Below are 24,041 nucleotides of genomic sequence, written 5' to 3' on the forward strand. Positions count from 1 at the left end.
AGTGTGGAAAAGTGGAGCATTAATGTGATAATAAGGGGTTACCCTAAAGCGTGTCTAGCATGAATTTTGAGCCTGCGTTCGTCGAATTTCCGGGTAGTCCCTTCAAGCTCTTCCAGCCCTATCCGCCGGCTGGCGATCAGCCGGGCGCGATCGATCAGCTCGTCGAAGGCATCGATGACGGACTGATGTACCAGACCCTGCTGGGGGTGACCGGGTCGGGCAAGACCTACACCATGGCCAACATCATCGCCCGCACGGGCCGTCCGGCCATCGTGCTGGCGCCCAACAAGACCCTGGCGGCCCAGCTCTATGCGGAGATGCGTGAGTTCTTCCCGCGCAATGCGGTGGAGTATTTCGTCTCCTACTACGATTACTACCAGCCCGAGGCCTACGTACCTTCGCGCGACCTGTTCATCGAAAAGGACTCGTCCATCAACGAGCACATCGAGCAGATGCGCCTGTCGGCCACCAAGAGCCTGCTGGAGCGTCCCGACACCGTCATCGTGGGCACGGTCTCGTGCATCTACGGCATCGGCAATCCGGGCGACTACCATGCCATGGTGCTGACGCTGCGCGTGGGCGACCGCATCGCCCGCCAGGAACTGCTGGCCCGCCTGGTGGCCATGCAGTACGAGCGCAACGATCTGGATTTCCAGCGCGGCGTGTTCCGGGCGCGCGGCGAGGTCGTGGACATCTTTCCGGCGGAAAACGCCGAACACGCCTTGCGGGTCACCTTGTTCGACGACGAACTCGAGACCCTGGAGCTGTTCGATCCCTTGACCGGCAAGGTGGTGCAGAAGCTGAACCGTTTCACGGTGTTTCCCAGCTCCCACTACGTGACGCCGCGCGACACCGTGCTGCGCGCCATCGAAAGCATCAAGCAGGAATTGCGCGAGCGGGTGGACTTCCTGGTCAAGGAAGGGCACTTGGTCGAGGCCCAGCGGCTGGAACAGCGCACCCGCTTCGACCTAGAAATGCTGCAGGAGCTGGGCTTTTGCAAGGGCATCGAGAACTATTCCCGGCATCTGTCGGGCGCAGCGCCCGGCGATCCGCCGCCGACCCTCATCGACTACCTTCCGCGCAATGCGCTGATGTTCATCGATGAAAGCCACGTCACCATAGGCCAGCTGGGCGCCATGTACCGGGGCGACCGCTCGCGCAAGGAAACGCTGGTGCAGTTCGGTTTCCGCCTGCCTTCGGCCACGGACAACCGGCCGCTCAAGCTGGAGGAGTTCGAGGCCCGCATGCCGCAGACCGTGTTCGTGTCGGCCACGCCGGCCGCCTACGAGCAGGAGCATGCGGACAATGTGGTGGAACAAGTGGTGCGGCCCACCGGCCTGGTGGACCCGGAGATCGAAGTGCGTCCGGCCACCACCCAGGTGGACGATCTGCTGGGCGAGATCAAGCTGCGCACGGCGCGCCAGGATCGCGTGCTGGTCACCACCCTGACCAAGCGCATGTCCGAGGACCTGACCGACTACCTCTCGGAAAACGGCATACGCGTGCGCTACCTGCATTCGGACATCGATACCGTGGAGCGCGCCGAGATCATCCGCGATCTGCGGCTGGGCGCATTCGACGTGCTGGTGGGCATCAACCTGCTGCGCGAAGGCCTGGACATACCGGAGGTGTCGCTGGTGGCCATCCTGGACGCCGACAAGGAAGGCTTCCTGCGTTCAGAGCGCAGCCTGATCCAGACCATAGGCCGGGCGGCGCGCAACCTGCACGGCAAGGCCATCCTGTATGCGGACCAGGTCACGGATTCGATGCGCCGGGCCATCGATGAAACCGAGCGCCGCCGGGCCAAGCAGATCGCCTTCAACCTGGAGCACGGCATCACTCCGCGGGGCGTGAACAAGGCGGTGCGCGAACTGATCGACGGCGTCGTGGCGCCGGATGCGGCCGCCATGCTGCAGGAGGACGTGCCCGAGATCCTGCTCCGGGACGAGAAGGCGGCGGCCCGCGAAATCAAGCGCCTGGAAAAAGAGATGATGGATCACGCCCGCAACCTGGAGTTCGAGCAGGCGGCGGCGGCGCGCGACAAGCTGCAGCGCCTGAAGGACAAACTGCTCTTGGGCTGAAACGTGTTGCAGCAGGATTAAAAGCGGAGCCGGCCTTGGCGCGGCTCCGTTTTTTGTTGTGTATGTGCAACTATTCGGCCGCTTTGTTCTTCCGGCCTCGGGATGAGGAGGCCTGGGCGATGATGGCTGTGAGCCGGTCCGGCGCGCCGCCCTCTGGAACTAGGCTCGTCCGGCAGGCGGCTGCTACCGGGCATTTTTGTCCTGGTGCGAAAAAAATCAGCGCTTCAATCACGGCCCTGAACGTGCGCGGCGAGTCTCCCGGGAAGCGTCGCAGGCCAACGGGGCTGCGGGTTGAGGCCTTTTTGCGGCTTGCCTTATTTGGGGTTTTCCCTCAGACTTTTAAGAATTATGAGTAAGGTTCTTTTCGTCTGTAGGGGAAAGATCTGTCGCTCTCCCAGCGCTGAAGGCGTCTTGCGCCGCCTGGTGAACGAGGCCAGTCTTTCCGAGCTCATCCAGGTGGATTCGGCCGCCACGCATGGCTTTCACGTGGGCGAGCATCCCGACACCCGGGCCCAGCTGGCGGCCCGCAAGCGCGGCTACGACATCTCCGCCTACCAGGCTCGCCAGGTGCGCCGCGAGGACTTCCGCGACTTCGACCTTATTCTCAGCATGGATTGGGAAAATCATGCCGCCTTGCAGCAGATGTGCCCCAAGATCTATCGTCACAAGCTGATGCTGCTGATGCGCTTTGCCACCGACCACGAAGCCGCCACGGTGCCCGATCCCTACTACGGCGGGCAGGAAGGCTTCAACAAGGTCCTGGACTATCTGGAGGACGCCTGCCAGGGCGTGTTCGAACAGGTGCGCAAGCGCATCCCTAGTTGCCAGGCTGCCTGACACCCGGCTGAACTCTTCAGTATAAGTGTAAAAATAGACAGGCAAGGCACGGTAGTTTCCCTTGTATTTGCTATACTGGACCAAATTGGTCGGATTTGCGCTTGCGCATCCGGCCGCTTTAGCCTTTGGCAAGGAAACTATCATGCGTTTGACGACAAAAGGGCGTTTCGCCGTGACCGCGATGATCGATCTTGCGCTGCGCCAGCAAAGTGGACCCGTGACGCTCGCTGGGATCAGCCAGCGGCAGGGTATTTCGCTGTCCTACCTGGAACAACTGTTTGGCAAGCTGCGCCGCCACGAACTGGTGGACAGCGTGCGCGGGCCGGGCGGCGGGTATACGCTGGCCCGCCTGGCGCGGCACATCACCGTGGCGGACATCGTGTTTGCCGTGGATGAGCCGGTGGACGCCACTCAGTGCGGCGGCAAAGGCAATTGCAAGCAGGGCGGCAACGGCCTGAAGGGCGAATGCATGACGCACGAGCTTTGGGCTACGCTTAGTCGTAAAATGGTGGATTATCTGGATTCCGTTTCGCTGCAGGACCTGGTGGACCAGCAGCGCCTGCGCCAGCTCAAGCAGGCCGCCCAGGAGGCGAGCCATCCGGAAGAATGCACCTTGCAGGCTGGCTAGAGCCGCCAGCCCGGAGTATCGTATGACCCAAGCTCAGCGCATCTACATGGATTATTCGGCCACCACGCCGGTGGACCCGCGCGTGGCCGATGCCATGATTCCCTGGCTGACCGAGCGTTTCGGCAATCCGGCCTCCAACAGTCATCCGTACGGATGGGACGCCGAAGAGGCGGTCGAGCAGGCCCGCCGCCAGGTGGCCGCCCTGGTGGGCGCGGAGCCGCGCGAGCTTGTCTGGACCTCCGGCGCCACGGAGTCCATCAACCTGGCGCTCAAGGGCGCGGCGCAGTTCTACCAGTCCAAGGGCCGCCACATCATCACGGTGCGCACCGAACACAAGGCCGTCCTGGACACTTGCCATGCCCTGGAGGAACAGGGTTTCGAGGTCACCTTCCTGGACGTGCTGCCCAACGGGCTGGTGGACGCCCAGGCCTTCGAGCAGGCCATCCGCCCGGACACCATCCTCGCCTCGGTCATGCTGGTCAACAACGAGATCGGCGTGATCCAGGACGTGCAGGCGCTGGGCGCCATCTGCCGCCAGCATAAGGTGCTGTTCCATGTGGACGCCGCGCAGGCGACCGGCAAGGTGGCCATCAATCTGCAGGAGTGGCCGGTGGACCTGATGTCCATGTCGGCCCACAAGACCTACGGTCCCAAGGGCGTGGGCGCGCTGTATGTGCGCCGCAAGCCGGCGGTGCGCCTGAAGGCGCAGATCCACGGCGGCGGACACGAGCGCGGATTCCGCTCGGGCACCCTGGCGACCCACCAGATCGTGGGCATGGGCCGGGCCTTCGAGCTGGCCGGTCAGGAGATGGGGCAGGAGGGCCGGCGCATCCGCGCGCTGCGAGATCGCCTGTGGGCCGGCCTGCGGCAGATTCCCGACCTGTACCTGAACGGCGACCTGGACCAGCGCGTGCCGCACAACCTGAACATCAGCGTGGATCACATCGAGGGCGAGGCCCTGATGATGTCGCTCACCGAACTGGCCGTCTCCAGCGGATCGGCCTGCACGTCGGCCAGCCTGGAGCCATCCTATGTGCTCAAGGCGCTGGGGCGCAGCGACCAGTTGGCGCACAGTTCCCTGCGCATCAGTCTGGGGCGCTTCACCACCGAGCAGGACGTGGATGCGACCATTGCGGCCATCCGCGCCAAAGTCGAGCACTTGCGCGCCATCTCGCCCCTGTGGGACGAGGCCGTGCAGGCCTGAAGACGGCGGAATACGACAATGGCATACAGCAAAACCGTCATGGATCACTTTATGCACCCTCGTCATGTGGGTGTCATGGAAAGCAGCGATGCTGACGTCGGTACCGGCGTGGCCGGCAGCCGCGAGCTGGGCGCGCTGCTGCAGATACAGGTGCGCGCGTCTGCGGACGGGCGCATCGAGGACAGCCGCTTCAAGGCATATGGCTGCGGCTGCACCATCGCGGCCGGCTCGCTGGCCGCGCAGTGGCTGCAAGGGCGCAGCCTGGAGCAGGCCGGCGAATTCTCGCAGGCCTATGTGCAGCAGGAACTGGAGCTGCCCGCCGTGAAAGTGCACTGCGCGCTGCTCGCGCAGGAGGCGGTGCAGGCCGCCGTGGCGCAGGCGCAGAACAAAGTGCTGGCGCAGCGGTCCAAGGTACTGGGGTGAATCCCTGTTTCATATTTAGGACAAGATCATGGCTATTTCTCTTACTCAACCGGCAGCGGACCACATCCAGCGTCACCTTAAGAAACGGGGCGGCGGGCTGGGTCTTCGCCTGGGCGTGCGCCTGACCGGATGTTCGGGTCTGGCCTACAAGCTGGACTTCGTGGACGAGGCGGTCGAAGGCGATCAATTGTTCGAGGAACACGGCGTCAAGCTGTTCGTCGACCCCAAGAGCCTGCCGTTCATCGACGGCACGCGCGTGGACTACGGCCGGGACGGCCTGAATGAAGGTTTCAAGTTCATCAACCCAAACGAAAAAGCCTCCTGCGGGTGCGGCGAATCGTTTACTGTGTAGGAACACATGTCACTACGTTTCGGTTTGGCGGCCAATCAACTGCATCACGATTCTGCAGACGCGGCCTTGTTTCAGTGGTTACGGCGTTCTGCCAGCGGCATACGCGAACTGGAAATCGAGCTCTATACGGTCGGGCGCACCTGTAACGCCATCGAGCGTTCCGGCCTGCTGGAGGGCTACCCCGGCCTGATCCGTTATCCCTATGGGCGCGAAGGCGGGCTGATGAAGCTGGTGGCGCGCGTCACCCAAAGTCCGGATGGCACGCCTCCCTTCGACGGCGCCATCTACCTGATCGATCCGGTCGATCCGTCTTCGATCTTTCCGGAAGCGTTGGCCCTGAAGCGCCAGTGCATCACGCACGGACGTCCTTTCATCTCCACCCTGATGGGCGCCATCGAGTGGATCGAGGTCGAGCGGCTGAGCCGCGGCCTGTGGCCCGATTCCAGCCACAAGCGCATGTTCGACTTCTCCAGCCAGACCCTGGCCTTGATCGCCCACGACGCGCTCAAGGACCGGATGGTCGCCTTTGCCGATGAGCATTTCGACCTGCTGTCGCGATTTGCCCATCGCGTGGGTACGGGCACGACCGGCAGCCGCCTGAATGAACTGGCCTGGTCCAAGGGGTGGCCCAGGGAAACGCCCTGGGTCCAGCCTTACCTGAGCGGTCCGCTGGGCGGGGACGCGCAGATCGCCGAACTGGTGCTGGAGAACCGCTGCCAGCGCGTGGTCTTTTTCGAGGACCCGCACGTGGCCCGCCAGCATGAGGCCGACATCCAGCTGCTGGAGCGCGCCGTACGCGTGGTCTCGGACAAGGCCAGTTGCTTCGCCTCGCCGGAAGTGGCGCACAAGTGGGCCCAGGCCATGGCCCGCTTGCCGCAGGCGGATTGAACCTTTTCCGTATGGCATGAAAAAGGCCCTGCTGATGCAGGGCCTTTTCACGTTCAGGCTTGAGGCGATCAGTCTTCGCGGCGCAGGTGCGGGAAGAGGATGACGTCGCGGATGGCGGGGCTGTCGGTCAGCAGCATGACCAGGCGGTCGATGCCGATGCCGCAGCCGCCCGTGGGCGGCATGCCGTATTCCAGGGCGCGGATGTAGTCCGCGTCGTAGTACATGGCTTCTTCGTCGCCGGCGTCCTTGGCCTGGACCTGCGCCTGGAAGCGCGCGGCCTGGTCTTCGGGGTCGTTCAGCTCCGAAAAGCCGTTGGCGATCTCGCGGCCGGTGGCGAACAATTCGAAGCGCTCCGTGATGCCTGCCTGGGTATCCGAGGCGCGAGCCAGGGGCGAGACTTCCACGGGGTAGTCCACGATGAAGGTGGGGTGCCAGAGCTGGCTTTCAGCGGTTTCCTCGAACAGGGCCAGCTGCAGTGCGCCCAGGCCCGCGTCGCGCAGCGGCGGCGCATTCACGTCCACCTTCAGGCGGGCCAGTTCGGCACGCAGGAAGGCGGCGTCTTCCAGCTGTTCCCGGGTGTAGGAGGGAGCGTACTTCAGGATGGCGCCGGTGATGGTCAGGCGATCGAAAGGCTGGCTCAGGTCCAGTTCGCGACCCTGGTACTGGAGCGTGGCGGTGCCGCGCGCGCTGACGGCGGCCTGGCGGATCAGGCTTTCGGTGAAGTCCATCAGCCACTGGTAGTCGGTGTAGGCCGCGTAGAACTCCATCATGGTGAATTCAGGATTGTGACGCGGGCTCACGCCTTCGTTGCGGAAGTTGCGGTTGATCTCGAAGACACGCTCGAAGCCGCCCACGATCAGCCGCTTGAGGTACAGCGCGTGGGCGGTGCTCGAATACTTCTCCATGTCCAGCGCATTGTGGTGAGTGACGAAGGGCTTGGCCGACGCGCCGCCCGGAATGGGGTGCAGCATGGGCGTTTCCACTTCCAGGAAGTCCGCATCCAGCATGTGCTTGCGGATGCTGCTGATGACCTTGCTGCGTGCAAGAAAAGTCTGGCGCGTGTCCTCGCCCATGATCAGGTCCACGTAGCGCTGGCGGTACTTCAGTTCCTGGTCGGCCAGGCCGTGGAACTTGTCGGGCAGCGGGCGCAGCGACTTGGCCAGCAGGCGCACGGACGAGGCGTGCACGGAGAGCTCGCCCTTGTTGGTCTTGAAGACCGTGCCTTCGACCGCCAGGATGTCGCCGATGTCCCAGCCCTTGAATTCCGCGTACAGCTCTTCGCCCAGGGCGGCCTTGTCCAGGTAGATCTGGATGCGGCCCGTGCCGTCCTGCAGGCTGGCGAAGCTGGCCTTGCCCATGACCCGCTTGAGCATCATGCGGCCGGCCACCTTGACGGGTTTGGCGAGCTCGGCCAGGGCGTCCTTGTCCTGTTCGCCGTATTGGGCGTGCAGCTCGGCGGCGTGGGCGTCGGGACGGAAATCGTTGGGGTAGGCGACGCCGGCCTGGCGCACGCGGTCCAGCTTGGAGCGGCGCTCGGCGATCAGGCGGTTTTCGTCCACGACGGGCGTGGCGGTGTCTAGCGGTTCAGTCATGTTGTCAGTATCTAGTCGTAGTGGCGGATGTCGTCCAGGGTGTGGCGGCCGAACGTCGGGCTGTCCAGGTAGCGCAGGATACGGGCGGCGGTGTCGTCCGGACTGCTGAGCTGGCCCTGCTGGTGCAGGTCTATGAAACGGCTCAGGCCGGGGAAGTCGTCCCGGGACTGGCTGCGGATGTGGGCCTGCATGTCGGTGTCGACGACGCCGGGGGCCAGGGAGCAGGCCTGAAGCGTCGGATTTTCCAGCTGCAGGGTCTGGGTGTAGAAATCCAGGGCGGCCTTGCTCGTGCCATAAGCCGCCCAGCCGGAGACGGGCTTGCGGCCCGCGCCCGAGGAGATGTTCAGCACCTGGCGGCGCGCCGCGGCGGGTGTGCCTTGCAGGAAGGCGGCGGTCAGGACCATGACGCTGGCCACATTCAGTTGCAGCGCTCGGGCGAGGGCCTGGGCCTCGAGCAGATCGGCCGCCTGCGCGACCGGGTCCACCGTGCCGGCGTTGTTGATCAGCACGAAGCGTTCCGCCTGGGCTTGCTGCAGGGCCTGGAGCAGGGCGTGCGAGGCCTGCTGCGCGCCCTGCACCGTGGCCAGGTCGGCCTGGATGTGCTGATGGGCGCCGTCAGGCGCCGGCAAGGCCAGCGGACTGCGGGCCAGCGTGATCAGGCGGTGGCCGGCGGCCAGGCTGCGCCGGGCCAGCGCCAGGCCCAGGCCGCGCGAGGCGCCGCTCAGGACGGTCAGCGTCGTGCCGGCCATGTCAGACGCCTTGCTTCAGGCTGGCCTGGATGAAGGGATCCAGGTCGCCGTCCAGCACTTTCTGGGTGTTGGAGATTTCCACGTTGGTGCGCAGGTCCTTGATGCGGCTCTGGTCCAGCACGTAGGAGCGGATCTGGTGGCCCCAGCCCACGTCGCTCTTGGAATCTTCCAGTTTCTGCTGTTCGGCCATGCGGTTGCGCATTTCTAGCTCGTACAGGCGGGATTTCAGCATCTGCATGGCTTCGGCGCGGTTGCGGTGCTGGGAACGGTCGTTCTGGCACTGGACCACGATGCCGGTCGGTTCGTGGGTGATGCGCACGGCCGAGTCGGTCTTGTTGATGTGCTGGCCGCCCGCGCCGCTGGCCCGGTAGGTGTCCACGCGCAGGTCGGCCGGGTTGATCTCGATCTCGAAGGAGTCGTCGATCTCGGGGTAGACGAACACGCTGGAGAAGGAGGTGTGGCGACCGTTGGAGGAGTCGAACGGGCTCTTGCGGACCAGGCGGTGCACGCCGGTTTCGGTACGCAGGAAGCCGTAGGCGTAGTCGCCCTCGATCTTGATGGTGGCGGACTTGATGCCGGCCACGTCGCCGTCGGACTGCTCCAGGATTTCCGCCTTGAAGCCCTTGTGCTCGGCATAGCGCAGATACTGGCGCAGCAGCATGGAGGCCCAGTCCTGGGCTTCGGTCCCGCCGGCGCCGGCCTGGATGTCCAGGAAGCAGTTCATGGGGTCGGCCGGATTGGAGAACATGCGGCGGAACTCCAGCTCTTCGATGCGGGCGGCCATGGCGTCGCAGTCTTCTTCGATGGCGGCGATGGTGGCGTCGTCGTCATCCATGGCGGCCAGCTCGAACAGGTCGCGCGAGTCCTTCAGGCCGGTGTGCAGGGCGTCGAGCACGTGCACCACGTTTTCCAGGCTTTTCTTTTCTCGGCCCAGGTCCTGGGCGTGCTGGGGGTTGTTCCAGACGTTGGGGTCTTCGAGTTCGGCGTTGACTACGTGCAGGCGTTGCGCTTTGTCATCGTAGTCAAAGATACCTCCGAAGAGCTTCTTCCCGCTCCGAATAGTCGTTCAGGCGGGCTTCGAGTTGATTGAGGCGTTCCGATTCCATGGTTCAGAGGGTTTCCTGTTATAGATGTGCTAGTCCCTGCGGCGTCCCTGAAGGCGACGCGGGAAACCCCTGATTTTACCCTTATCGGCAGGATGTGGCACGCATTGAACTGAATCGGCGCTCGAACGTCCCGGCGATGGCGGCCGGCGCCGCATCGGACAGGGGGCGCCGGCCGTGCGCGGTCAGTGCAGGGCAGCCAGCCGCAGGGCCGGCACATACCGGCCGAGGATCGCCGAATCGGGGCCGCAGGCCTGCTCCCGGGAGGCGTCCTTGTCGGCCTGCGCCAAGGTCTCGTCCAACTGGAAATGGGCGACCACGTCCGAGAGCGTGTCGGCCTGCGCGAGCTGTTGCAGCGTGGTATGCGCGGCCTGCTGCACCAATTGGCTGTTGCGGCGGGTGATCTCGTCCAGCAGGGTCATGGCGTGGCTGCCCTGCTCGACGCCTTCGGCCTGCTCGCGCGAGGCCAGCGCGATGTCGGCCACGATGTTGCGCACCTTGCCCACGGTCTGCTCGGTGTCGGCCATGGCCTGACCCACGGAGGCCGCCGCCTGCGCGCCCTTGGCGATCTGTTCGACCGAGCTGGAGATGAGCGCCTCGATGTCGCGCGAGGCGTCCGAGGAGCGCAGGGCCAGCTGGCGCACTTCGGTGGCCACCACGGCGAAGCCCCGGCCTTGCGGCCCGGCCCGGGCCGCTTCCACGGCGGCGTTCAGGGCGAGGATATTGGTCTGGAAGGCGATGTTGCGGATCAGGTTGGTGATGTCGCTCATCTTGCGGGAGCTCTCGCCGATCTCGCGCATGATGTCCAGCATGCTGCCGGCCGCCTGGTTGCCGTGCCGCACCTGGCTGGAAGCCTGCTGGGCGAGCTGGTCGGCGTGCTGGGCGTTGTCGGCGTTCTGGCGCACGGTGTGGGCCAGCTGGCCCATGGTGGCCACGGTCCGCTGCACGCTGCCGGACTGTTCTTCGGTACGCTGGGCCAGGTCCTGATTGCCGTGCGAGATGGCCTGCGAGCCGTCGGCGATCAGGCGGGTCTGCTGGCGCACCTGTTCCACGGCCTGCTGCAGGCCTTCGCCTATGCCGTTGAGGGCGGCCAGCAGCGCGCCGATCTCGTCCTGGCGACGCACGTCCAGGCGGGCGGTCAGGTTGCCGCCGGCCAGTTCATTGGCCAGGGCCACGCCCTGGTCGATAGGCCGCTTGATGGAGCGGTACAGCATGAGCAGGGCGGCCGCGCTGACCAGGAAGAACAGGCCCAGCGCCACCAGCGCCAGCCGGAAGGCGCGGTCGCTGGCATGACCGGCCCGCTCCAGCAGGGCGTCCAGGCGCTGGCTCACCTGCTGGTCGAACTGGTCTATGGTGGCGGCGATGCCCGCCGCCGCCTTGGTGTACTGCTGGCTGAACACCAGCACCTTGGCCATGAGCGAATTAGGCAGGGCGACGCGCACGCCGCCGGCGCCATCGTCGAACTGCCCGCTGGCCGTGCTGATGGCTTCGATCTGGATCTTGCTCAGCTCCAGGGTCTGCTCGTAGGCCGAGCGCAGGATGGCCAGTTCCTCGGGGGAAGCGAGATGGCTTCGAAGCGGGCCAGTATGCTCCGGGCCTGGCCGCCGGCGTCCGCCTGCCTGCCGGTGAAGACCTCCAGCAGTCGTTCGAAGTTCTGCTGGAATTCGGGCTGTTCGCTGGAGACGAAGGCGATGGTCTGGCGGCTGATGGATTCGGTGACGCGCTTGAATTCATTGGCCAGCGCAGTGGCCTGGTAGCGCTGGGTTTCCAGCTGCTTGAGCTGTTCGATGCTGTGGGTCAGGTGTTGCAGCGCGCTGAGCATCAGCGCCAGGAAAAGCCCAAGGACGGCAAAATAGGCGATGAAGCCTGTTTTAAGGGTGAGCAGTTTCTTCAAGGCGGACTCCACAGTATGCCGAGTGCGCCTTTCCGATGGGTATCAGTGCCGCACCCCTGTCATGGCCTGTGATTTTTGCATCTGATTGTGACAGGGGTGTGTCGGCCGGGCCGTTTTATCGCTGCTTGTGCGTGCGGCGGGGGGCCATGGCGGCGCCGGTGCGCTTGGGCAGGTGGCGGAAGATGATCCGGCCCTTGCTCAGGTCGTAGGGCGACATCTCCAGAGTGACGTTGTCGCCGGCCAGGATGCGGATGTGGTGCTTGCGCATCTTGCCGCCGGTGTAGGCGATGACGGCGTGGCCGTTGTCCAGCGTGACGCGAAAGCGCGAGTCGGGCAGGATCTCGGTGACGGAACCATGCATTTCAAGTAACTCTTCTTTGGCCATAGATCGGACTCCTAAAAAAATGAATATGTCCCGTCGGGCCCGGGCGGGCGGGACGGGAGGACGTCGTCGCGAGAGCGGACCGGTGGGCCGGCGGCGCCGGCGCGGGTGGTCTGGGTCGCAATAGGCCCGCAAGGGGGCTCAAGCTGTGCTTTTCCGGGGCGCGCGGCTCCGGCAAAGCCGAGGGAGTTGCATCCGGCACACAGCCGGAAGAACGTGGACGGGATGGGCCGGCGAATCAGTCGGCGCCATGGCGAGGCAATACTTTGATTATAAATAAAATTTATGGATTGGTCAAAGATTGACCAGGCTAAGTGTGCAGGAAAGGCACAGGCGGCAGGCTGGAAGCGCAACGTTTCTTCACTATACTGTGCCTTGTCTGGACGGCGCGGCGTGCCCTGGAAGGGGGCGCGCCCCGCCGTCGCCGTTTTTTTTGGACATGTTCGTGAGCACTCAGAAACTAACGCCCGGCACTACGGCCCTGCTGGTGTTGCCCACCATCCTGTGGGCCAGCAACGCCATTGTCGGACGCCTGATCCATGATCAGGTGCCGCCCATCACCCTGAACTTCTTCCGTTGGCTGGTGGCCTTCGTCATCCTGCTGTTCTTCGGCCGCCAGGTGCTGCGGCGCGGCAGCAGCCTGTGGGCGACCTGGCGCCGCTATTCCATCCTGGGCCTGCTGGGCATAGGCATCTATAACGCCTTGCAATACCTGGCCCTGCAAAGCTCCAGCCCCGTCAACGTCACCTTGGTCAACGCCAGCCTGCCGTTCTGGATGCTGGTCATCGGGCGCCTGTTCTTCGGCGCCTCGGTCAACTGGCGGCAGTTGGCAGGCGGGTTGATGTCCCTGCTGGGCGTGATCCTGGTGCTGACGCGCGCGGACTGGCACGAGCTGCTGGCCCTGAATTTCGTGCCCGGCGACCTGTACATGGTCATCGCCACCATCGCCTGGGCCGTCTACAGCTGGATGCTGAGCACACGCAAGCATCCCGTGGACATCGCGCAAAGCTGGGCCACGGTCATCATGGCGCAGGTCTTCTTCGGCCTGATCTGGTCGGGCGCCTTCGCCGCCCTGGAATGGCAATTCACCGATTGGCATATCGACTGGAGCTGGGGCCTGCTGGCGGCGGTGCTGTATGTGGGCACGGGCCCGGCGCTGGTGGCGCTGCGCAGCTGGGGCGTGGCCGTGCAGCGGGTGGGCGCCGCCACGGCGGGCTTCTTCGTCAATCTGATGCCCGTGTTCGCGGCCTTGATGTCCGTCCTGATCCTGGGAGACACGCCCAAGCTCTATCATGCCGCAGCGTTCCTGCTGATCGTGGGCGGCATCTACGTGTCCTCGCGCAAGGTCGGCAAGGCATGAGCGTTCAGGCCGGAAGCCCGACTGGATGAAAAAAGGCCCGCTTGATGAGCGGGCTTTTTTTCTGGAGCGGCGGAGCGGACCTGGCCGCGCCCGCCCATGGTGATCAGGCCTTGGGCTGGTCGTCCATGCGCCGGAAGATTGTGGCGGCCAGAGGACCGGAGATATTGTGCCAGACGCTGAAGATGGCGCTGGGCACGGCGGCCAGGGGCGAGAAGTGGGCGCTGGCCAGCGCCACCCCCAGGCCCGAGTTCTGCATGCCGACCTCGATGGCCAGCGTCTTGCGCTGGGGCAGGGGCATGCCGGACAGGCGCGCCAGCAGGTAGCCCAGCGCATAGCCCAGGCCGTTGTGCAGCACGACCACGGAGAACACCAGCAGGCCGCTGGTGGCGATCTTGGCCTGGTTGCCGGCCACCACGGCGGCCACGATGGCCACGATGGCGATCACGGAGACCAGCGGCAGCACGGTCACGCCGGCCTTGACCTTTTCGCCCAGCACGGATTGCACGATGACGCCCAGCGCGATTGGCAGGATGACGACCTGGACGATGGACCAGAACATGGCCGAGGCGCTGACTTCCAGCCATTGGCTGGCCAGCAGGTAGATCAGGGCGGGGGTGACGACGGGGGCCAGCAGCGTGGTTACCGAAGTGATGGCCACGGACAGGGCCACGTCGCCGCGCGACAGAAAGGTCATGACGTTGGAGGCGGTGCCGCCAGGGCAGCAGCCCACCAGGATGACGCCCACGGCCAGTTCGGGCGGCAGGGCGAACAGCTTGCACAGCAGCCAGGCCAGGCCGGGCATGATGATGAACTGGCCCAGCACCCCGATGGCCACGCGGCCCGGGCGGGTGAAGACTTCGGCAAAGTCCTGGCGGGACAGGGTCAGGCCCATGCCGAACATGATTATGCCCAGCAAGGGAACAATATAGGCGCCCAACCAGCGATAATGGTCGGGGAAGTAAAAAGCCAGAATGGCGAACAGCAGAACCCAGATGGCAAAGGTATTGCCAACGAAGCGGCTCAGGCGGGCGATGGCCTGCATGATTGTCTATCCTTCAAGGAATGGGCACGGCGACGCGGGCCTGTAGGCCGGCGGCGTGCGGGTCGGAACGGGAACAAGGGAGCGGGGCGCGGGCCGGGGTGCGGGCCGGGCGCTGTTCGTCGCCATCTTGTGCGCAAACGAAACGGCCTCCTGGGGGTCTCGGAGGCCGGGCTCGGGCGTTATTGTAGACCTTATTATGAGTCGAGTTTCCAGTTGAACCATAAAACCATGTATCCATTCGGGGTATTGTCATGAGCGCGGCGGGCGTTCGCTGGACGGCCTACGGCTGCCTGGCCTTGTCCATGAGCCTGGTGGGCAGCTACATCGCCTTGACGCGGCCGCTGGTGGCCGCCTTGCCGGTCTTTCTGCTGGCCTGGTTCCGTTTCGGCATAGGCGCGCTGGCCATGCTGCGCTGGCTGCGCAAGCCCGCCACCGAGCCGGCGCTGGACGGACGCACGCGCGGCTTGATCTTTCTGGAGTCGTTTCTGGGCAATTTCATGTTCACGCTGTGCATGGTCACCGGCATCAGCATGACCAGCGCGGTGTCGGCCGGCGTCATCCTGTCCGCCATTCCCGGCGTGGTGGCCCTGTTCAGCTGGTACTTCCTCAAGGAACGCATCGGTCCGCGCACCTGGACGGCCCTGGCCCTGGGCATGCTGGGCATTGCCTTGCTGGCTCTGGTGCAGCACGAGGAAGATGGCCCGACGGGCCTGGATCCGGGACGCGTCTGGCTGGGCAATGCGCTGATTTTCTGCGCCGTGCTGTGCGAGGCGGCCTACGCCGTCATCGGCAAGCGGCTGACCTCGGTCATGAGCCCCAAGCGCATCAGCGCCGTCATCAATCTGTGCAGCCTGGCGCTGATCACGCCGCTGGGCGTGTATGCGGCGCGGGACTTCGCGTTCGCGCAGGTGCCCGGCTGGATCTGGCTGCTGCTGGTCTTTTACTCGCTGGCGGCCAGCGTCTGGACGGTGTGGCTCTGGATGACGGGGGTGACCCATGTGCCGGCCTCGCGCGCCGCCGTGTTCATGGTGCTGATGCCCCTGGGCACGGCGGCTGTCGGAGTGCTGGTGCTGGGCGAGCCCTTCACCGGCATGCACCTGCTGGCCTTCGTGCTCGCCCTGGCTGGCCTGGTGCTGGCGACCGCGCCGGGCCGCCGTTCTTGATCATGTACTCTTGCGCAAGCCTTGCCCTCGGCGGCGAGGCCATGCGGGGCCGGGTCCCGGCGGCGCTGAAGGCCCGAGCCAGCGCTTGACGTTACTTCCCGCCGAGGGTCAGGGCCGGCCCTGGGCGAATTCGATGATCAGCTGCACGTTCACGTTGCCGTTCCATTCGTTCTGGTCCAGGCGATAGGCGGCCTCGATTTCCTCGGGCAGCAGGGAATCCCGGTTGAACCAGATGGCGTCAAAGCGCGCACCGTCGCGCTCCAGCGTCAGCTTCAGGTGCTTGTTCTTGAGCAGGCGCTGCTGGCGCACCAGGAACTGGTCGCGAAACACCGGCGGCGGGAAGCCCGCTCCCCATACCTGTTTCTGGAGCAGGCCGGCCACGGAGATCGTGGCATGCTGCGGCTCCAGCGAACCGTCCGTTTCGATGACGGGGTCGAACTGGAAACGGCCGGTCAGTTCCTGCACGGCCTCTTCGAAGGCCTGCACGAAGACGTCGTAGTTGTCTTCCTCTATGGTCAGGCCGGCGGCCATGGCATGGCCGCCAAACTTCAGGATCAGGCCGGGGTAGCGCTTGGAGACCAGGTCCAGCGCGTCGCGCAGGTGCACGTCGGGAATGGAGCGGCCCGAGCCCTTGATCTCGCCGGCGTCGCCCTGGGCGAAGGCCAGCGTCGGACGCCAGTACTTTTCCTTCAGCCGGGAGGCGACCAGGCCCACCACGCCCTGGTGCCAGTCCGGATGATAGACGCAGACCGTGGCGCAGGTGTCGGGTTCGGCCTGTTCGGCGGCGCGCAGGGCTTCTTCGCGCATGGTGTTCTCGATGGCGCGCCGGTCCTGGTTCATGTCTTCCAGCTCGCGGGCGATGTCGGCGGCTTCCTGCTCGTCGTCGGTGATCAGGCAGCGTATCCCCAGGGACATGTCGGCCAGACGTCCCGCGGCATTGATGCGCGGCCCCAGGGCGAAACCCAGGTCGAAGGCGCTGGCCTGGCGCGGTTCGCGGCCGGCCACCTGGAACAGGGCGCGCAGGCCGGGCTGCATGCGGCCGGCGCGCATGCGCTCCAGTCCCTGCGTGACGATCAGGCGGTTGTTGGCGTCCAGGCTGACCACGTCGGCCACCGTGCCCAGCGCGACCAGGTCGCACAGGGTGTCCAGGCGCGGGCCGCCATTGGCCGGATAGACGCCGCGCTGGCGCAGCTCGGCGCGCAGCGCCAGCATCAGGTAGAAGATCACGCCCACGCCGGCCAGATTCTTGGACGGGAAATCGCAGCCGGGCTGGTTGGGGTTGACGATGGCCAGGGCGTCGGGCAATTCGTCCCCGGGCAGGTGGTGGTCGGTCACCAGCACCTGCATGCCGGCCTGCCGGGCCGCCTCCACGCCGTCTATGCTGGCGATGCCGTTGTCCACGGTGATGAGCAGGTCGGGCTTGCCGGCCGGATGCCGCAGGGCCAGGTCCACCACGGCGGGCGACAGGCCATAGCCGGTCTCGAAGCGGTTGGGCACCAGGAAGTCCACGATGGCGCCCATGCTGCGCAGGGCCCGCAGACCCACGGCGCAGGCCGTGGCGCCGTCGCAGTCGTAGTCGGCAATGATCAGCATGCGCTCGCGCCGGTCTATGGCGTCGGCCAGCAGGGCGGCGGCATGCTGGGCCTGGCTCAGCATGGCGGGCGGGATCAGGCGCTGCCAGCTGATTTCGGTCTGGGCGGCGTCGGCCACCCCGCGGGCCGCCAGCAGGCGGGCCATCAGGGGATGCAGGCCGGCCTGCTCCAGGGCCTGGCTGGCTTGTCGTTGTTCGGGACGATTCTTCAGGATTGGGGTGACCACCACTGACTCCAGTTCTGCTTGTTTTTCAATAAGGACAAAGGCCAGACGCGGCGCGCGGCGGGCCGCACGCGCGCGTAGCGGTCCTGGCCGGCCAGCACCAGCTCCGGCTGGGCCTGCCCGGCCAGCGGCGCGAGCACATCACGGTCCAGCTCGGCCAGTCTTTCGAGCCAGCGGCCCCAGTCCTGCTGCATCAGGCTGTCCTGCAGCGTGTCCAGCACGAGCAGTTCCCGCGGTTCGGCGCCCAGCTGGTCGGGGCGCGCGCCGCCGAACAGCCACAGGCTGTTGACGGGCGGCAGGCCGGCCTGCTCGCGCTCGCGGTTGACGGGCAGATCGAAGGCCAGCATCTGGAATTCATTGACCAGCCGGCGCCAGGGCCGCGCTGCGGCGTCCTGGGTCCACCAGTCGTTCAGATTGCTCTGGCTGACCAGCTCCGGCGAGGCGGCGCGATAATCGAATCCGGAAGGCGTGGTCACGCACCAGTACTGCGGAGTCAGGTAACGGAAGGTAAACCCCGTGCCTTCCAGATAGGGCGCGAAGGCCTCCAGCAGGGTGCGGCCGTGCGCCTCGGAGACCTCCAGTTGCGCGGCCGGCAGCAGCATGGCTCCTTCGCGCGAGGGCGCGATGTGCACCAGTTCGGCCAGCCACAGGGGGGCATTGCCTGGAACATTCTGGATTTGTTTTATCTGGCGGGCCCGCAAAGGGGCCAGACCTGCGCTAAGATGCTGAGCTTGGCCGGCCTCAAAGCCGTGGGCCTGCAGCAGGCAGGATTCCGCCGGGGTGCACAGCTCCACGGCCGGCTCGCGCAGAGACAGTTCTCCCTGTCCCTGCTCCAGCCATTGGACCAGGGTGGGAGCGGTCTGCGCCAGGTGTTTGATGAGTTCGCGCGCAATGGCCGGATCCGGCAGCGCGCCCTTGATTACGATCTGCATGACAGCGATTGTAGTGTTTTCTTTGAGGCGGTAGCAGCTCGAATGGCATATGAATTTTGGATAGGAGCGCGGTACGCCGGCCTGGCCCGGGGCCGCAAGCGGCGCGGGGGGCGGTCGGACCGTTTCGTGTCATTTATCGCCGGCAGTTCCATGGCGGGCATAGCGCTGGGCGTGGCCGCGCTGATCGTGGTGCTGTCGGTCATGAACGGCTTCCAGAAGCAGGTGCGCGACCGCATGCTGTCGGTCCTGCCGCATATCGAACTGATCGTGCGCAACGCCGATCACCAGCAAGTGCTGGACCACTGGAAGACGCTGGCCCAGAAGGCCCAGATCAATCCGGCCGTGATCGGCTCGGCGCCCTACGTGGCCGGACAGGGCATGCTGGTGCGCAGCAACCAGCTGACCGGCGTGCAGGTGCGCGGCATCGATCCCGAGCAGGAGTCGCGCGTCTCGGAGCTGGCGCAGCAGATGGTCATGGGCAGGCTGGAGAATCTGAAGCCGGGCTCGTTCGGCATCGTGCTGGGCGAGCAACTGGCCGGCATGCTGCGCGTGAGCACCGGCGACACCATCATGGTGATGGCGCCGCAGGGCTCGATCTCGCCGGCGGGCTTTTCGCCGCGCATGCGCCAGTTCACCGTGACCGGCGTGTTCTCCTCGGGGTATTACGAGTATGACGCCACCCTGGCCTTCGTGAACGTGGACGATGCCGCGCGCGTCTTCCGCGACGTGGGCAACAGCGGCGTGCGCCTGCGCATCAAGGACATGCAGAAGGCGCCGCAGGTGGCCCGGGAGATCGCCAACGTCATGCCCAGCTACGTCTTCGTCTCGGACTGGACCGAGAACAACCGTACCTGGTTCGCCGCCGTGCAGACGGAAAAGCGCATGATGTTCCTGATCCTGGCCCTGATCGTGGCCGTGGCGGCCTTCAATCTCCTGTCTTCGCTGGTGATGGCCGTCAAGGACAAGCAGTCGGACATCGCCATCCTGCGCACGCTGGGGGCGACCCCGCGCGAGATCGCCCGCATCTTCCTGGTGCAGGGCGCGCTGATCGGAGTGGTGGGCACGCTGCTGGGCGTGGGCCTGGGCATGCTGATCGCCTACAACATCGATGTGATCGTGCCCTTCATAGAAAATCTGATGGGCCGCAAGTTCCTGCCGCAGCAGATCTACTTCATCAGCGAGCTGCCCTCCGATCCGCAGCTGGACGACATCACGGTGATCGCGGTAGTGTCGCTGCTGCTGTCTTTCCCGGCGACGCTGTATCCGAGCTGGCGCGCCTCCAAGCTTCAACCCGCCCAGGTGCTGCGCCATGACTGAGACCATTCATCCCATTGTTTTGCGGGCGCGCGATGTCAGCGTGCATTACGAAGAGGGCGGCAATACCATCCAGGTGCTCTCGGGCGTCAGCCTGGAGGTGCGCCGCGGCGAAATGGTGGCCATCATCGGCGCTTCCGGCTCGGGCAAGAGCACGCTGCTGCATTCGCTGGGCCTGCTGGACAAGCCCAGCAGCGGCAGCATCGAAGTCAACGGCGTGCAGGCTGAAGCGCTCAATGAGCGCCAGCGCAGCCAGTTGCGCAATCAGGTGCTGGGCTTCGTGTATCAGTTCCATCACTTGCTGGCCGAATTCGACGCCCTGGACAATGTGGCCATGCCTTTGATCGTGCGCCGCATGAACCGGAACCAGGCGCGCGAGCAGGCTCAGGTCGGGCTGGAGCAGGTCGGCCTGGCCCAACGCGTCCGCCACTATCCCGGCCAGCTGTCGGGCGGCGAGCGCCAGCGCGTGGCCCTGGCGCGCGCACTGGTCACCCGCCCGGCCTGCGTGCTGGCCGACGAGCCCACCGGCAACCTGGACCGCTACACGGCCGAAGGCATGTTCGACCTGCTGACCAAGGTCAACGAGGAATTCGGCACGGCTTTCGTCATTGTCACGCACGATCCGGCGCTGGCCGCGCTGGCGCATCGCCAGCTGGTCATGGACAAAGGTCACTTGGCGCAGGAAATCAAGGCCTGAGGCGGGCCTGGGTCGGCGGGACAAAAGGCGCGCCGCGCCCCTTTTTCTTCCTGCCTGTATAGTGAAAAGACAGCCGCTTGTCTGGAGCCTTGCCATGTTGATCGACACCCATTGTCATCTTGACGCCCCTGAGTTTTCCGCGGACCGCGGGGCCGTGATCGCGCGTGCGCGCCAGGCGGGCGTGCGCTCCATCGTGGTGCCGGCCGTGGGCGTGTTCGATTTCCAGGACGCCCGCCTGGCGGCGCAGGCCGTGCCGGGCGGAGCCTATGCCCTGGGCATTCATCCTTTATTTGCGCCCGGGGCGGGCGAGGACGATCTGAGCGAACTGGAGCGGCAGGTCCAGGCCAGCCTGGACGATCCGCGCTTCGTGGCCATAGGCGAGATCGGCCTGGATTATTTCGTGCCCGAACTCAAGACCGAGGCGGCGTCCCGGCATCAGGAATGGATTTATGAACGCCAGCTGGCATTGGCGCAGCGCTGCGGCCTGCCGGTATTGCTGCATGTGCGGCGCTCGCAGGACAGGGTGCTGAAGTACTTGAGGCAGTTTCCCGGCGTGGGCGGCATTGCCCACGCCTTCAATGGCCGCCGCCAGCAGGCCGACATGTTCGTGCGCCAGGGCTGCGCCCTGGGTTTTGGCGGCGCCATGACCTTTGGCCGCGCCAAGCAGATACGACGCCTGGCCCAGGAGCTGGACCTGGACAGCATTGTCCTGGAAACCGATGCGCCCGACCTGGCCCCTTCATGGAGGGTGGAACCGGGCACGCCTCTGGCCTCGGTGCGCAACGAACCAATGGAAGTGGCCGGGGTGGCGCGCAGCCTGGCCGAGTTGCGCGGCCTGGACGTGCAAGAGGTGATTGCGGCCACCGGGGCAACTGCCCGCCGCGTCCTGCCGCGCCTGGATGCCTTGCTGAACAATCCGCAGCCCTAGCACGTCGGAGCACGCCGAGTCGGCGTCGGAGCAGGGGCTTGTCCACCGTACAAGCCGAGTGTCGCAACGCTCCGCCCGGGCCGCCCGCCGACGGCCGCCAGCCCTTAAGCTGGTGTTTTGGGCGGAGGCGTGCATGGCGGCGGGAGCAACGGGGTGATCGGGCGCGCATGCATGGGCGCATTCGCGGGAGCGGCCACGGCGGTGCATTTCCTGCCGCCTGCGGTCCTGACCGTTTCCGTTTGGGTCTGGGGCGCGGGCGCATTGGCCGCGCTTGTGCTGTCCTTGCGCTTTCCCCTGGCCTGGCTGGCCGTGTTTGCCTTGCTCGGCGCCTTGTACAGCGTGTGGCATATCCAGGCGCGCTTGAGCCAGTCCGTGCCCGCCGGAGACGTCAACAAGGTCAGCCGCGTGGATCTGGAAATCGTGTCCCTGGTGCAGGCCGGGCCGGCCCATCGGCAGTTTCAGGCGCGTGTCCTTCAGTCGCGTCCGCCCGGGTTGCCGCAGGACCTCCTGGTCCGTTGGCACGCGCCGCAGCGCCATTCGATCTATCGCGAGCCGCAGGTCCACTCATTTCCCGACCTGGCGCCGGGCCAGCGCTGGCGCATGTCCTTGCTGGTGCGCCCGCCTCAGGGCGCGCGCAATCCTCATGGTTACGATGCGGAGCGCCACGCCATGGCCCAAGGGTGGCGCGCCGTGGGCAGCGTGCGAGGGTACCCCGAGCCGCTGGCGTCCGCGCAGACGCTGGGCTGGGGCGTGCGAGCCGAACGCCTGCGCCACGATCTGCGCGCCGCCATGCGGCCCTATGTCCAGGACAAGCGTTGGGGCGGAGTGATGCTGGCGCTGGCGCTGGGCGACCAGGCGAGCATCGCGCCGGCCGATTGGCAGGTCTTCAACCGCAGCGGCCTGACGCATCTGGTCTCCATCAGCGGCACGCACGTCACTCTGCTGGCGGTCTTGCTGGCCGGCGCCCTGTCCTGGGCCTGGCGGCGCCTGGCATGGCGAGGCCGGGCGCTGGCCGAATACTGCCCGGCCCAGATCGCGGCCATCTGGATAGGCGTGGCCGCCGCGGGGGCCTACTGCGTGGTCGCCGGCTGGGGCGTGCCGGCCCAGCGCACCTTTCTGATGCTGCTGGTGGCCGGGGCGTGCAGGGTCTCAGGATGCCGACTGGCCGCCAGCCGCATCCTTGTGCTGGCGGCCGTGGCGGTGGTGCTGCATGATCCCTGGGCGGGCCTTGCCACCGGCTTCTATCTGTCATTCGGCGCCGTATCCGTTCTGCTGGCGGTGCAGGAAGGCTCGGGCCAGGCGCCGGCCGGCGGCGGGTTCTGGCGGCGCCGGGGCGCCATCGTGCGGGCCGCTGCGCGCCTGCAGGGCATGATGACGCTGGCCCTGATGCCTGCGTTGGCGCCTTTGTTCCACGAAGTTTCCCTGGCCTCGCTGGCCGCCAATGCCTATGCCATCGTGCTGATGGGGTCGGTGGCCACGTCCCTGGTGCTGGGATTGATGCTGCTGGCGGCCGCGCAGGCGCCGGCGGCGTGGTGCGAGGCGGCGGCATGGCTGGCTCATGGTGCGCTGGAGCTGACCATGCTGCCCACGGTCTGGCTGGCGGCGCAACCCCTGGCCAGCATGCCGGTTCCCGCCCAGAGCCCGGGCTGGACGGTCCTGGCGCTGGCGGGGGTATTCCTGATGCTGTTGCCCAGAGGTTTTCTACCCCGTGCAGTGGCGGCCCTGCTGCTCCTGCCCGCCCTGGCTTTGCGGCCGCCTTTGCTGCAAACAGGAGAATGGGACCTGACGGCGCTGGATGTGGGGCAGGGCAGCGCCGTGCTGCTGCGCACCCGAGGGCACGTCTTGCTGTTCGATGCGGGCAATATGTATGGACCGCAGTCCGATGAAGGATCGCGCGCCATCCGTCCCCTGTTGCGTGCGTCGGGGATCAGCAGGCTGGACGCCTTGGTGCTTTCGCATGCCGATATGGATCATGTGGGCGGAGCGCGCAGCGTGCTGCAGGGCGTGCCGGTGCGCCAGGCGTTCAGCAGTTTCGACCTGGACGCTCATCTGGACAGGGAAGAGCGTCTGCTGGGGCTGCCCAGAGGGACAGTCCCGCGTCCGCAGTCGGCCGCGCCTTGCGAGCAGGGCGCGAGCTGGGATCTGGATGGAGTGCATTTCCGTTTCTGGTGGCCGCCGGCGCGGCGGGACGGCGGCTTCGCCCAGGCGCACAAAGAAGATGACAAGAATGCAATCAGTTGCGTGCTGGAAGTGCGGGGAGCCCATCATTCAGCCTTGCTGCTGGGCGATGCCGGAGTGGCGCAGGAGCAGGCGATGCTGGCCGCGGGTCTGGGCCCGGTCGACGTGGTGGTGGTCGGGCATCATGGCTCGCGCACCTCATCGGGGCCGGGGCTGGTGGCCGGCTTGCGGGCGTCCTTGGCTATTTCCCAGAATGGCTGGTGGAACCGTTTCGGCCATCCGCATGCCGCCGTGCAGCGTCGCTGGGAGCGGTCCGGGGCGCTGTTCCTGCGCACCGACCAGTGGGGGGCGGTCAGTGCACAGTCGCGTCCTGGAGTCCTGTACTACAGCGGCGAGCGCGATCGCTACGCGCGTTACTGGCAGGCGCCCGCACCCTGACAGCCCTTATGGACAGGGAAGATCAGGGAAAGCCGTCAGGC

22 protein-coding genes are annotated in these 24,041 nt (G+C 65.9%); 13 read left to right on the forward strand and 9 right to left on the reverse strand.

Features of this window, described 5'->3' with window-relative positions; genetic code table 11:
- The first annotated feature begins 59 nt into the window (after positions 1-59).
- The 7 genes from uvrB to ACWPWO_RS07960 all read left to right on the forward strand — a co-directional run bounded on the left by uvrB (position 60) and on the right by ACWPWO_RS07960 (position 6,413).
- The gene (gene uvrB, locus ACWPWO_RS07930; protein ID WP_454005764.1) at positions 60-2,081 is read left to right on the forward strand and encodes an excinuclease ABC subunit UvrB; all 2,022 of its coding nucleotides are present in this window, start codon (positions 60-62) and stop codon (positions 2,079-2,081) included.
- A gap of 345 nt (positions 2,082-2,426) precedes the next feature.
- Positions 2,427-2,918: a low molecular weight protein-tyrosine-phosphatase gene (locus ACWPWO_RS07935; protein WP_454006323.1), complete on the forward strand. Its 492-nt coding sequence runs from the start codon at positions 2,427-2,429 to the stop codon at positions 2,916-2,918.
- 142 nt (positions 2,919-3,060) lie between these two features.
- Positions 3,061-3,546 carry a Fe-S cluster assembly transcriptional regulator IscR gene (gene iscR, locus ACWPWO_RS07940; protein WP_454005766.1) on the forward strand — a complete coding sequence of 162 codons (486 nt, stop codon included), beginning with the start codon at positions 3,061-3,063 and terminating at the stop codon, positions 3,544-3,546.
- A 22-nt stretch (positions 3,547-3,568) separates the two neighbouring features.
- Entirely contained in the window at positions 3,569-4,750 is a 1,182-nt protein-coding gene (locus ACWPWO_RS07945) for an IscS subfamily cysteine desulfurase (protein ID WP_454005767.1), read from the forward strand.
- 18 nt (positions 4,751-4,768) lie between these two features.
- Positions 4,769-5,173: an iron-sulfur cluster assembly scaffold protein gene (locus ACWPWO_RS07950; protein ID WP_394065452.1), complete on the forward strand. Its 405-nt coding sequence runs from the start codon at positions 4,769-4,771 to the stop codon at positions 5,171-5,173.
- 28 nt (positions 5,174-5,201) lie between these two features.
- Positions 5,202-5,525 carry a HesB/IscA family protein gene (locus tag ACWPWO_RS07955; protein WP_394065453.1) on the forward strand — a complete coding sequence of 108 codons (324 nt, stop codon included), beginning with the start codon at positions 5,202-5,204 and terminating at the stop codon, positions 5,523-5,525.
- Between the two features lie 6 nt (positions 5,526-5,531).
- Entirely contained in the window at positions 5,532-6,413 is an 882-nt protein-coding gene (locus tag ACWPWO_RS07960) for a methylglyoxal synthase (RefSeq protein ID WP_454005769.1), read from the forward strand.
- 68 nt (positions 6,414-6,481) lie between these two features.
- On the opposite strand, the gene lysS is transcribed toward ACWPWO_RS07960, so the two are convergent.
- The 6 genes from lysS to infA form a co-directional block, all read right to left on the reverse strand.
- The gene (lysS, locus tag ACWPWO_RS07965; RefSeq protein ID WP_454005771.1) at positions 6,482-8,005 is read right to left on the reverse strand and encodes a lysine--tRNA ligase; all 1,524 of its coding nucleotides are present in this window, start codon (positions 8,003-8,005) and stop codon (positions 6,482-6,484) included.
- Positions 8,006-8,016: 11 nt separating this feature from the next.
- Complete coding sequence (locus ACWPWO_RS07970; protein ID WP_454005773.1) at positions 8,017-8,754, reverse strand: SDR family NAD(P)-dependent oxidoreductase; 738 nt, start codon at positions 8,752-8,754, stop codon at positions 8,017-8,019.
- Between the two features lies 1 nt (position 8,755).
- Positions 8,756-9,860, reverse strand: a protein-coding gene (gene prfB / locus ACWPWO_RS07975; RefSeq protein ID WP_454005775.1) for a peptide chain release factor 2 whose coding sequence is annotated in 2 segments (ribosomal slippage) — positions 8,756-9,778 and positions 9,780-9,860 — 1,104 coding nt in all. Because the reading frame shifts where the segments join, the coding sequence is not laid out codon by codon here.
- A gap of 182 nt (positions 9,861-10,042) precedes the next feature.
- The gene (locus ACWPWO_RS07980; RefSeq protein WP_454005777.1) at positions 10,043-11,299 is read right to left on the reverse strand and encodes a methyl-accepting chemotaxis protein; all 1,257 of its coding nucleotides are present in this window, start codon (positions 11,297-11,299) and stop codon (positions 10,043-10,045) included.
- Positions 11,300-11,361: 62 nt separating this feature from the next.
- On the reverse strand, positions 11,362-11,751 hold the full coding sequence (locus tag ACWPWO_RS07985) for a hypothetical protein (protein WP_454005780.1): 390 nt from the start codon (positions 11,749-11,751) through the stop codon (positions 11,362-11,364).
- 115 nt (positions 11,752-11,866) lie between these two features.
- A complete protein-coding gene (gene infA, locus ACWPWO_RS07990) occupies positions 11,867-12,136 on the reverse strand; it encodes a translation initiation factor IF-1 (protein ID WP_394065459.1) in 270 nt (89 codons plus the stop codon).
- Between the two features lie 442 nt (positions 12,137-12,578).
- On the opposite strand from infA, the gene ACWPWO_RS07995 reads away from it, so the two are divergent.
- Positions 12,579-13,493, forward strand: a complete 915-nt coding sequence (locus tag ACWPWO_RS07995; RefSeq protein WP_454005782.1) for a DMT family transporter — start codon at positions 12,579-12,581, stop codon at positions 13,491-13,493.
- Positions 13,494-13,596: 103 nt separating this feature from the next.
- On the opposite strand, the gene ACWPWO_RS08000 is transcribed toward ACWPWO_RS07995, so the two are convergent.
- Complete coding sequence (locus tag ACWPWO_RS08000; RefSeq protein ID WP_394065461.1) at positions 13,597-14,535, reverse strand: bile acid:sodium symporter family protein; 939 nt, start codon at positions 14,533-14,535, stop codon at positions 13,597-13,599.
- 251 nt (positions 14,536-14,786) lie between these two features.
- Between ACWPWO_RS08000 and ACWPWO_RS08005 the strand changes: the two genes are divergently transcribed.
- The gene (locus tag ACWPWO_RS08005; RefSeq protein WP_394065462.1) at positions 14,787-15,698 is read left to right on the forward strand and encodes a DMT family transporter; all 912 of its coding nucleotides are present in this window, start codon (positions 14,787-14,789) and stop codon (positions 15,696-15,698) included.
- A 108-nt stretch (positions 15,699-15,806) separates the two neighbouring features.
- Here the strand turns inward: ACWPWO_RS08005 and recJ are convergent, their stop codons facing one another.
- Together recJ and ACWPWO_RS08015 are read right to left on the reverse strand one after the other, a co-directional pair.
- Entirely contained in the window at positions 15,807-17,516 is a 1,710-nt protein-coding gene (recJ, locus tag ACWPWO_RS08010) for a single-stranded-DNA-specific exonuclease RecJ (protein WP_454005785.1), read from the reverse strand.
- Positions 17,498-18,445 (reverse strand): hypothetical protein, encoded by a 948-nt coding sequence (locus ACWPWO_RS08015; RefSeq protein ID WP_454005787.1) that lies wholly within the window; start codon positions 18,443-18,445, stop codon positions 17,498-17,500. Before ACWPWO_RS08015 ends, recJ begins: the two co-directional genes overlap by 19 nt.
- Before the next feature lie 42 nt (positions 18,446-18,487).
- Here ACWPWO_RS08015 and ACWPWO_RS08020 point away from each other — a divergent pair, with 42 nt between their 5' ends.
- The 4 genes from ACWPWO_RS08020 (at position 18,488) to ACWPWO_RS08035 (ending at position 24,000) form a co-directional block, all read left to right on the forward strand.
- Positions 18,488-19,762, forward strand: coding sequence for a lipoprotein-releasing ABC transporter permease subunit (locus ACWPWO_RS08020; protein ID WP_454005789.1), 1,275 nt, complete (start codon positions 18,488-18,490; stop codon positions 19,760-19,762).
- Positions 19,755-20,456 (forward strand): ABC transporter ATP-binding protein, encoded by a 702-nt coding sequence (locus ACWPWO_RS08025; RefSeq protein ID WP_454005791.1) that lies wholly within the window; start codon positions 19,755-19,757, stop codon positions 20,454-20,456. The genes ACWPWO_RS08020 and ACWPWO_RS08025 overlap by 8 nt, the downstream gene beginning before the upstream one ends.
- Before the next feature lie 94 nt (positions 20,457-20,550).
- Positions 20,551-21,384: a TatD family hydrolase gene (locus ACWPWO_RS08030; RefSeq protein ID WP_454005793.1), complete on the forward strand. Its 834-nt coding sequence runs from the start codon at positions 20,551-20,553 to the stop codon at positions 21,382-21,384.
- A gap of 171 nt (positions 21,385-21,555) precedes the next feature.
- On the forward strand, positions 21,556-24,000 hold the full coding sequence (locus ACWPWO_RS08035; RefSeq protein ID WP_454005795.1) for a DNA internalization-related competence protein ComEC/Rec2: 2,445 nt from the start codon (positions 21,556-21,558) through the stop codon (positions 23,998-24,000).
- Positions 24,001-24,041 lie beyond the last annotated feature (41 nt).

The organism is Alcaligenes sp. Marseille-Q7550 (assembly GCF_965112015.1).

Excerpts from the sequence above, each read along its gene's own strand:
- infA (WP_394065459.1), bottom strand. The coding sequence starts at position 12,136 with ATGGCCAAAGAAGAGTTACTTGAAATGCATGGTTCCGTCACCGAGATC.
- ACWPWO_RS07970 (WP_454005773.1), bottom strand. The coding sequence starts at position 8,754 with ATGGCCGGCACGACGCTGACCGTCCTGAGCGGCGCCTCGCGCGGCCTG.
- ACWPWO_RS07950 (WP_394065452.1), top strand. The coding sequence starts at position 4,769 with ATGGCATACAGCAAAACCGTCATGGATCACTTTATGCACCCTCGTCAT.
- ACWPWO_RS08030 (WP_454005793.1), top strand. The coding sequence starts at position 20,551 with ATGTTGATCGACACCCATTGTCATCTTGACGCCCCTGAGTTTTCCGCG.
- ACWPWO_RS08025 (WP_454005791.1), top strand. The coding sequence starts at position 19,755 with ATGACTGAGACCATTCATCCCATTGTTTTGCGGGCGCGCGATGTCAGC.
- ACWPWO_RS08020 (WP_454005789.1), top strand. The coding sequence starts at position 18,488 with ATGGCATATGAATTTTGGATAGGAGCGCGGTACGCCGGCCTGGCCCGG.
- ACWPWO_RS07960 (WP_454005769.1), top strand. The coding sequence starts at position 5,532 with ATGTCACTACGTTTCGGTTTGGCGGCCAATCAACTGCATCACGATTCT.
- ACWPWO_RS07955 (WP_394065453.1), top strand. The coding sequence starts at position 5,202 with ATGGCTATTTCTCTTACTCAACCGGCAGCGGACCACATCCAGCGTCAC.
- ACWPWO_RS08035 (WP_454005795.1), top strand. The coding sequence starts at position 21,556 with ATGGGCGCATTCGCGGGAGCGGCCACGGCGGTGCATTTCCTGCCGCCT.
- ACWPWO_RS08015 (WP_454005787.1), bottom strand. The coding sequence starts at position 18,445 with ATGCAGATCGTAATCAAGGGCGCGCTGCCGGATCCGGCCATTGCGCGC.
- ACWPWO_RS08000 (WP_394065461.1), bottom strand. The coding sequence starts at position 14,535 with ATGCAGGCCATCGCCCGCCTGAGCCGCTTCGTTGGCAATACCTTTGCC.
- iscR (WP_454005766.1), top strand. The coding sequence starts at position 3,061 with ATGCGTTTGACGACAAAAGGGCGTTTCGCCGTGACCGCGATGATCGAT.
- ACWPWO_RS08005 (WP_394065462.1), top strand. The coding sequence starts at position 14,787 with ATGAGCGCGGCGGGCGTTCGCTGGACGGCCTACGGCTGCCTGGCCTTG.
- uvrB (WP_454005764.1), top strand. The coding sequence starts at position 60 with ATGAATTTTGAGCCTGCGTTCGTCGAATTTCCGGGTAGTCCCTTCAAG.
- lysS (WP_454005771.1), bottom strand. The coding sequence starts at position 8,005 with ATGACTGAACCGCTAGACACCGCCACGCCCGTCGTGGACGAAAACCGC.
- ACWPWO_RS07945 (WP_454005767.1), top strand. The coding sequence starts at position 3,569 with ATGACCCAAGCTCAGCGCATCTACATGGATTATTCGGCCACCACGCCG.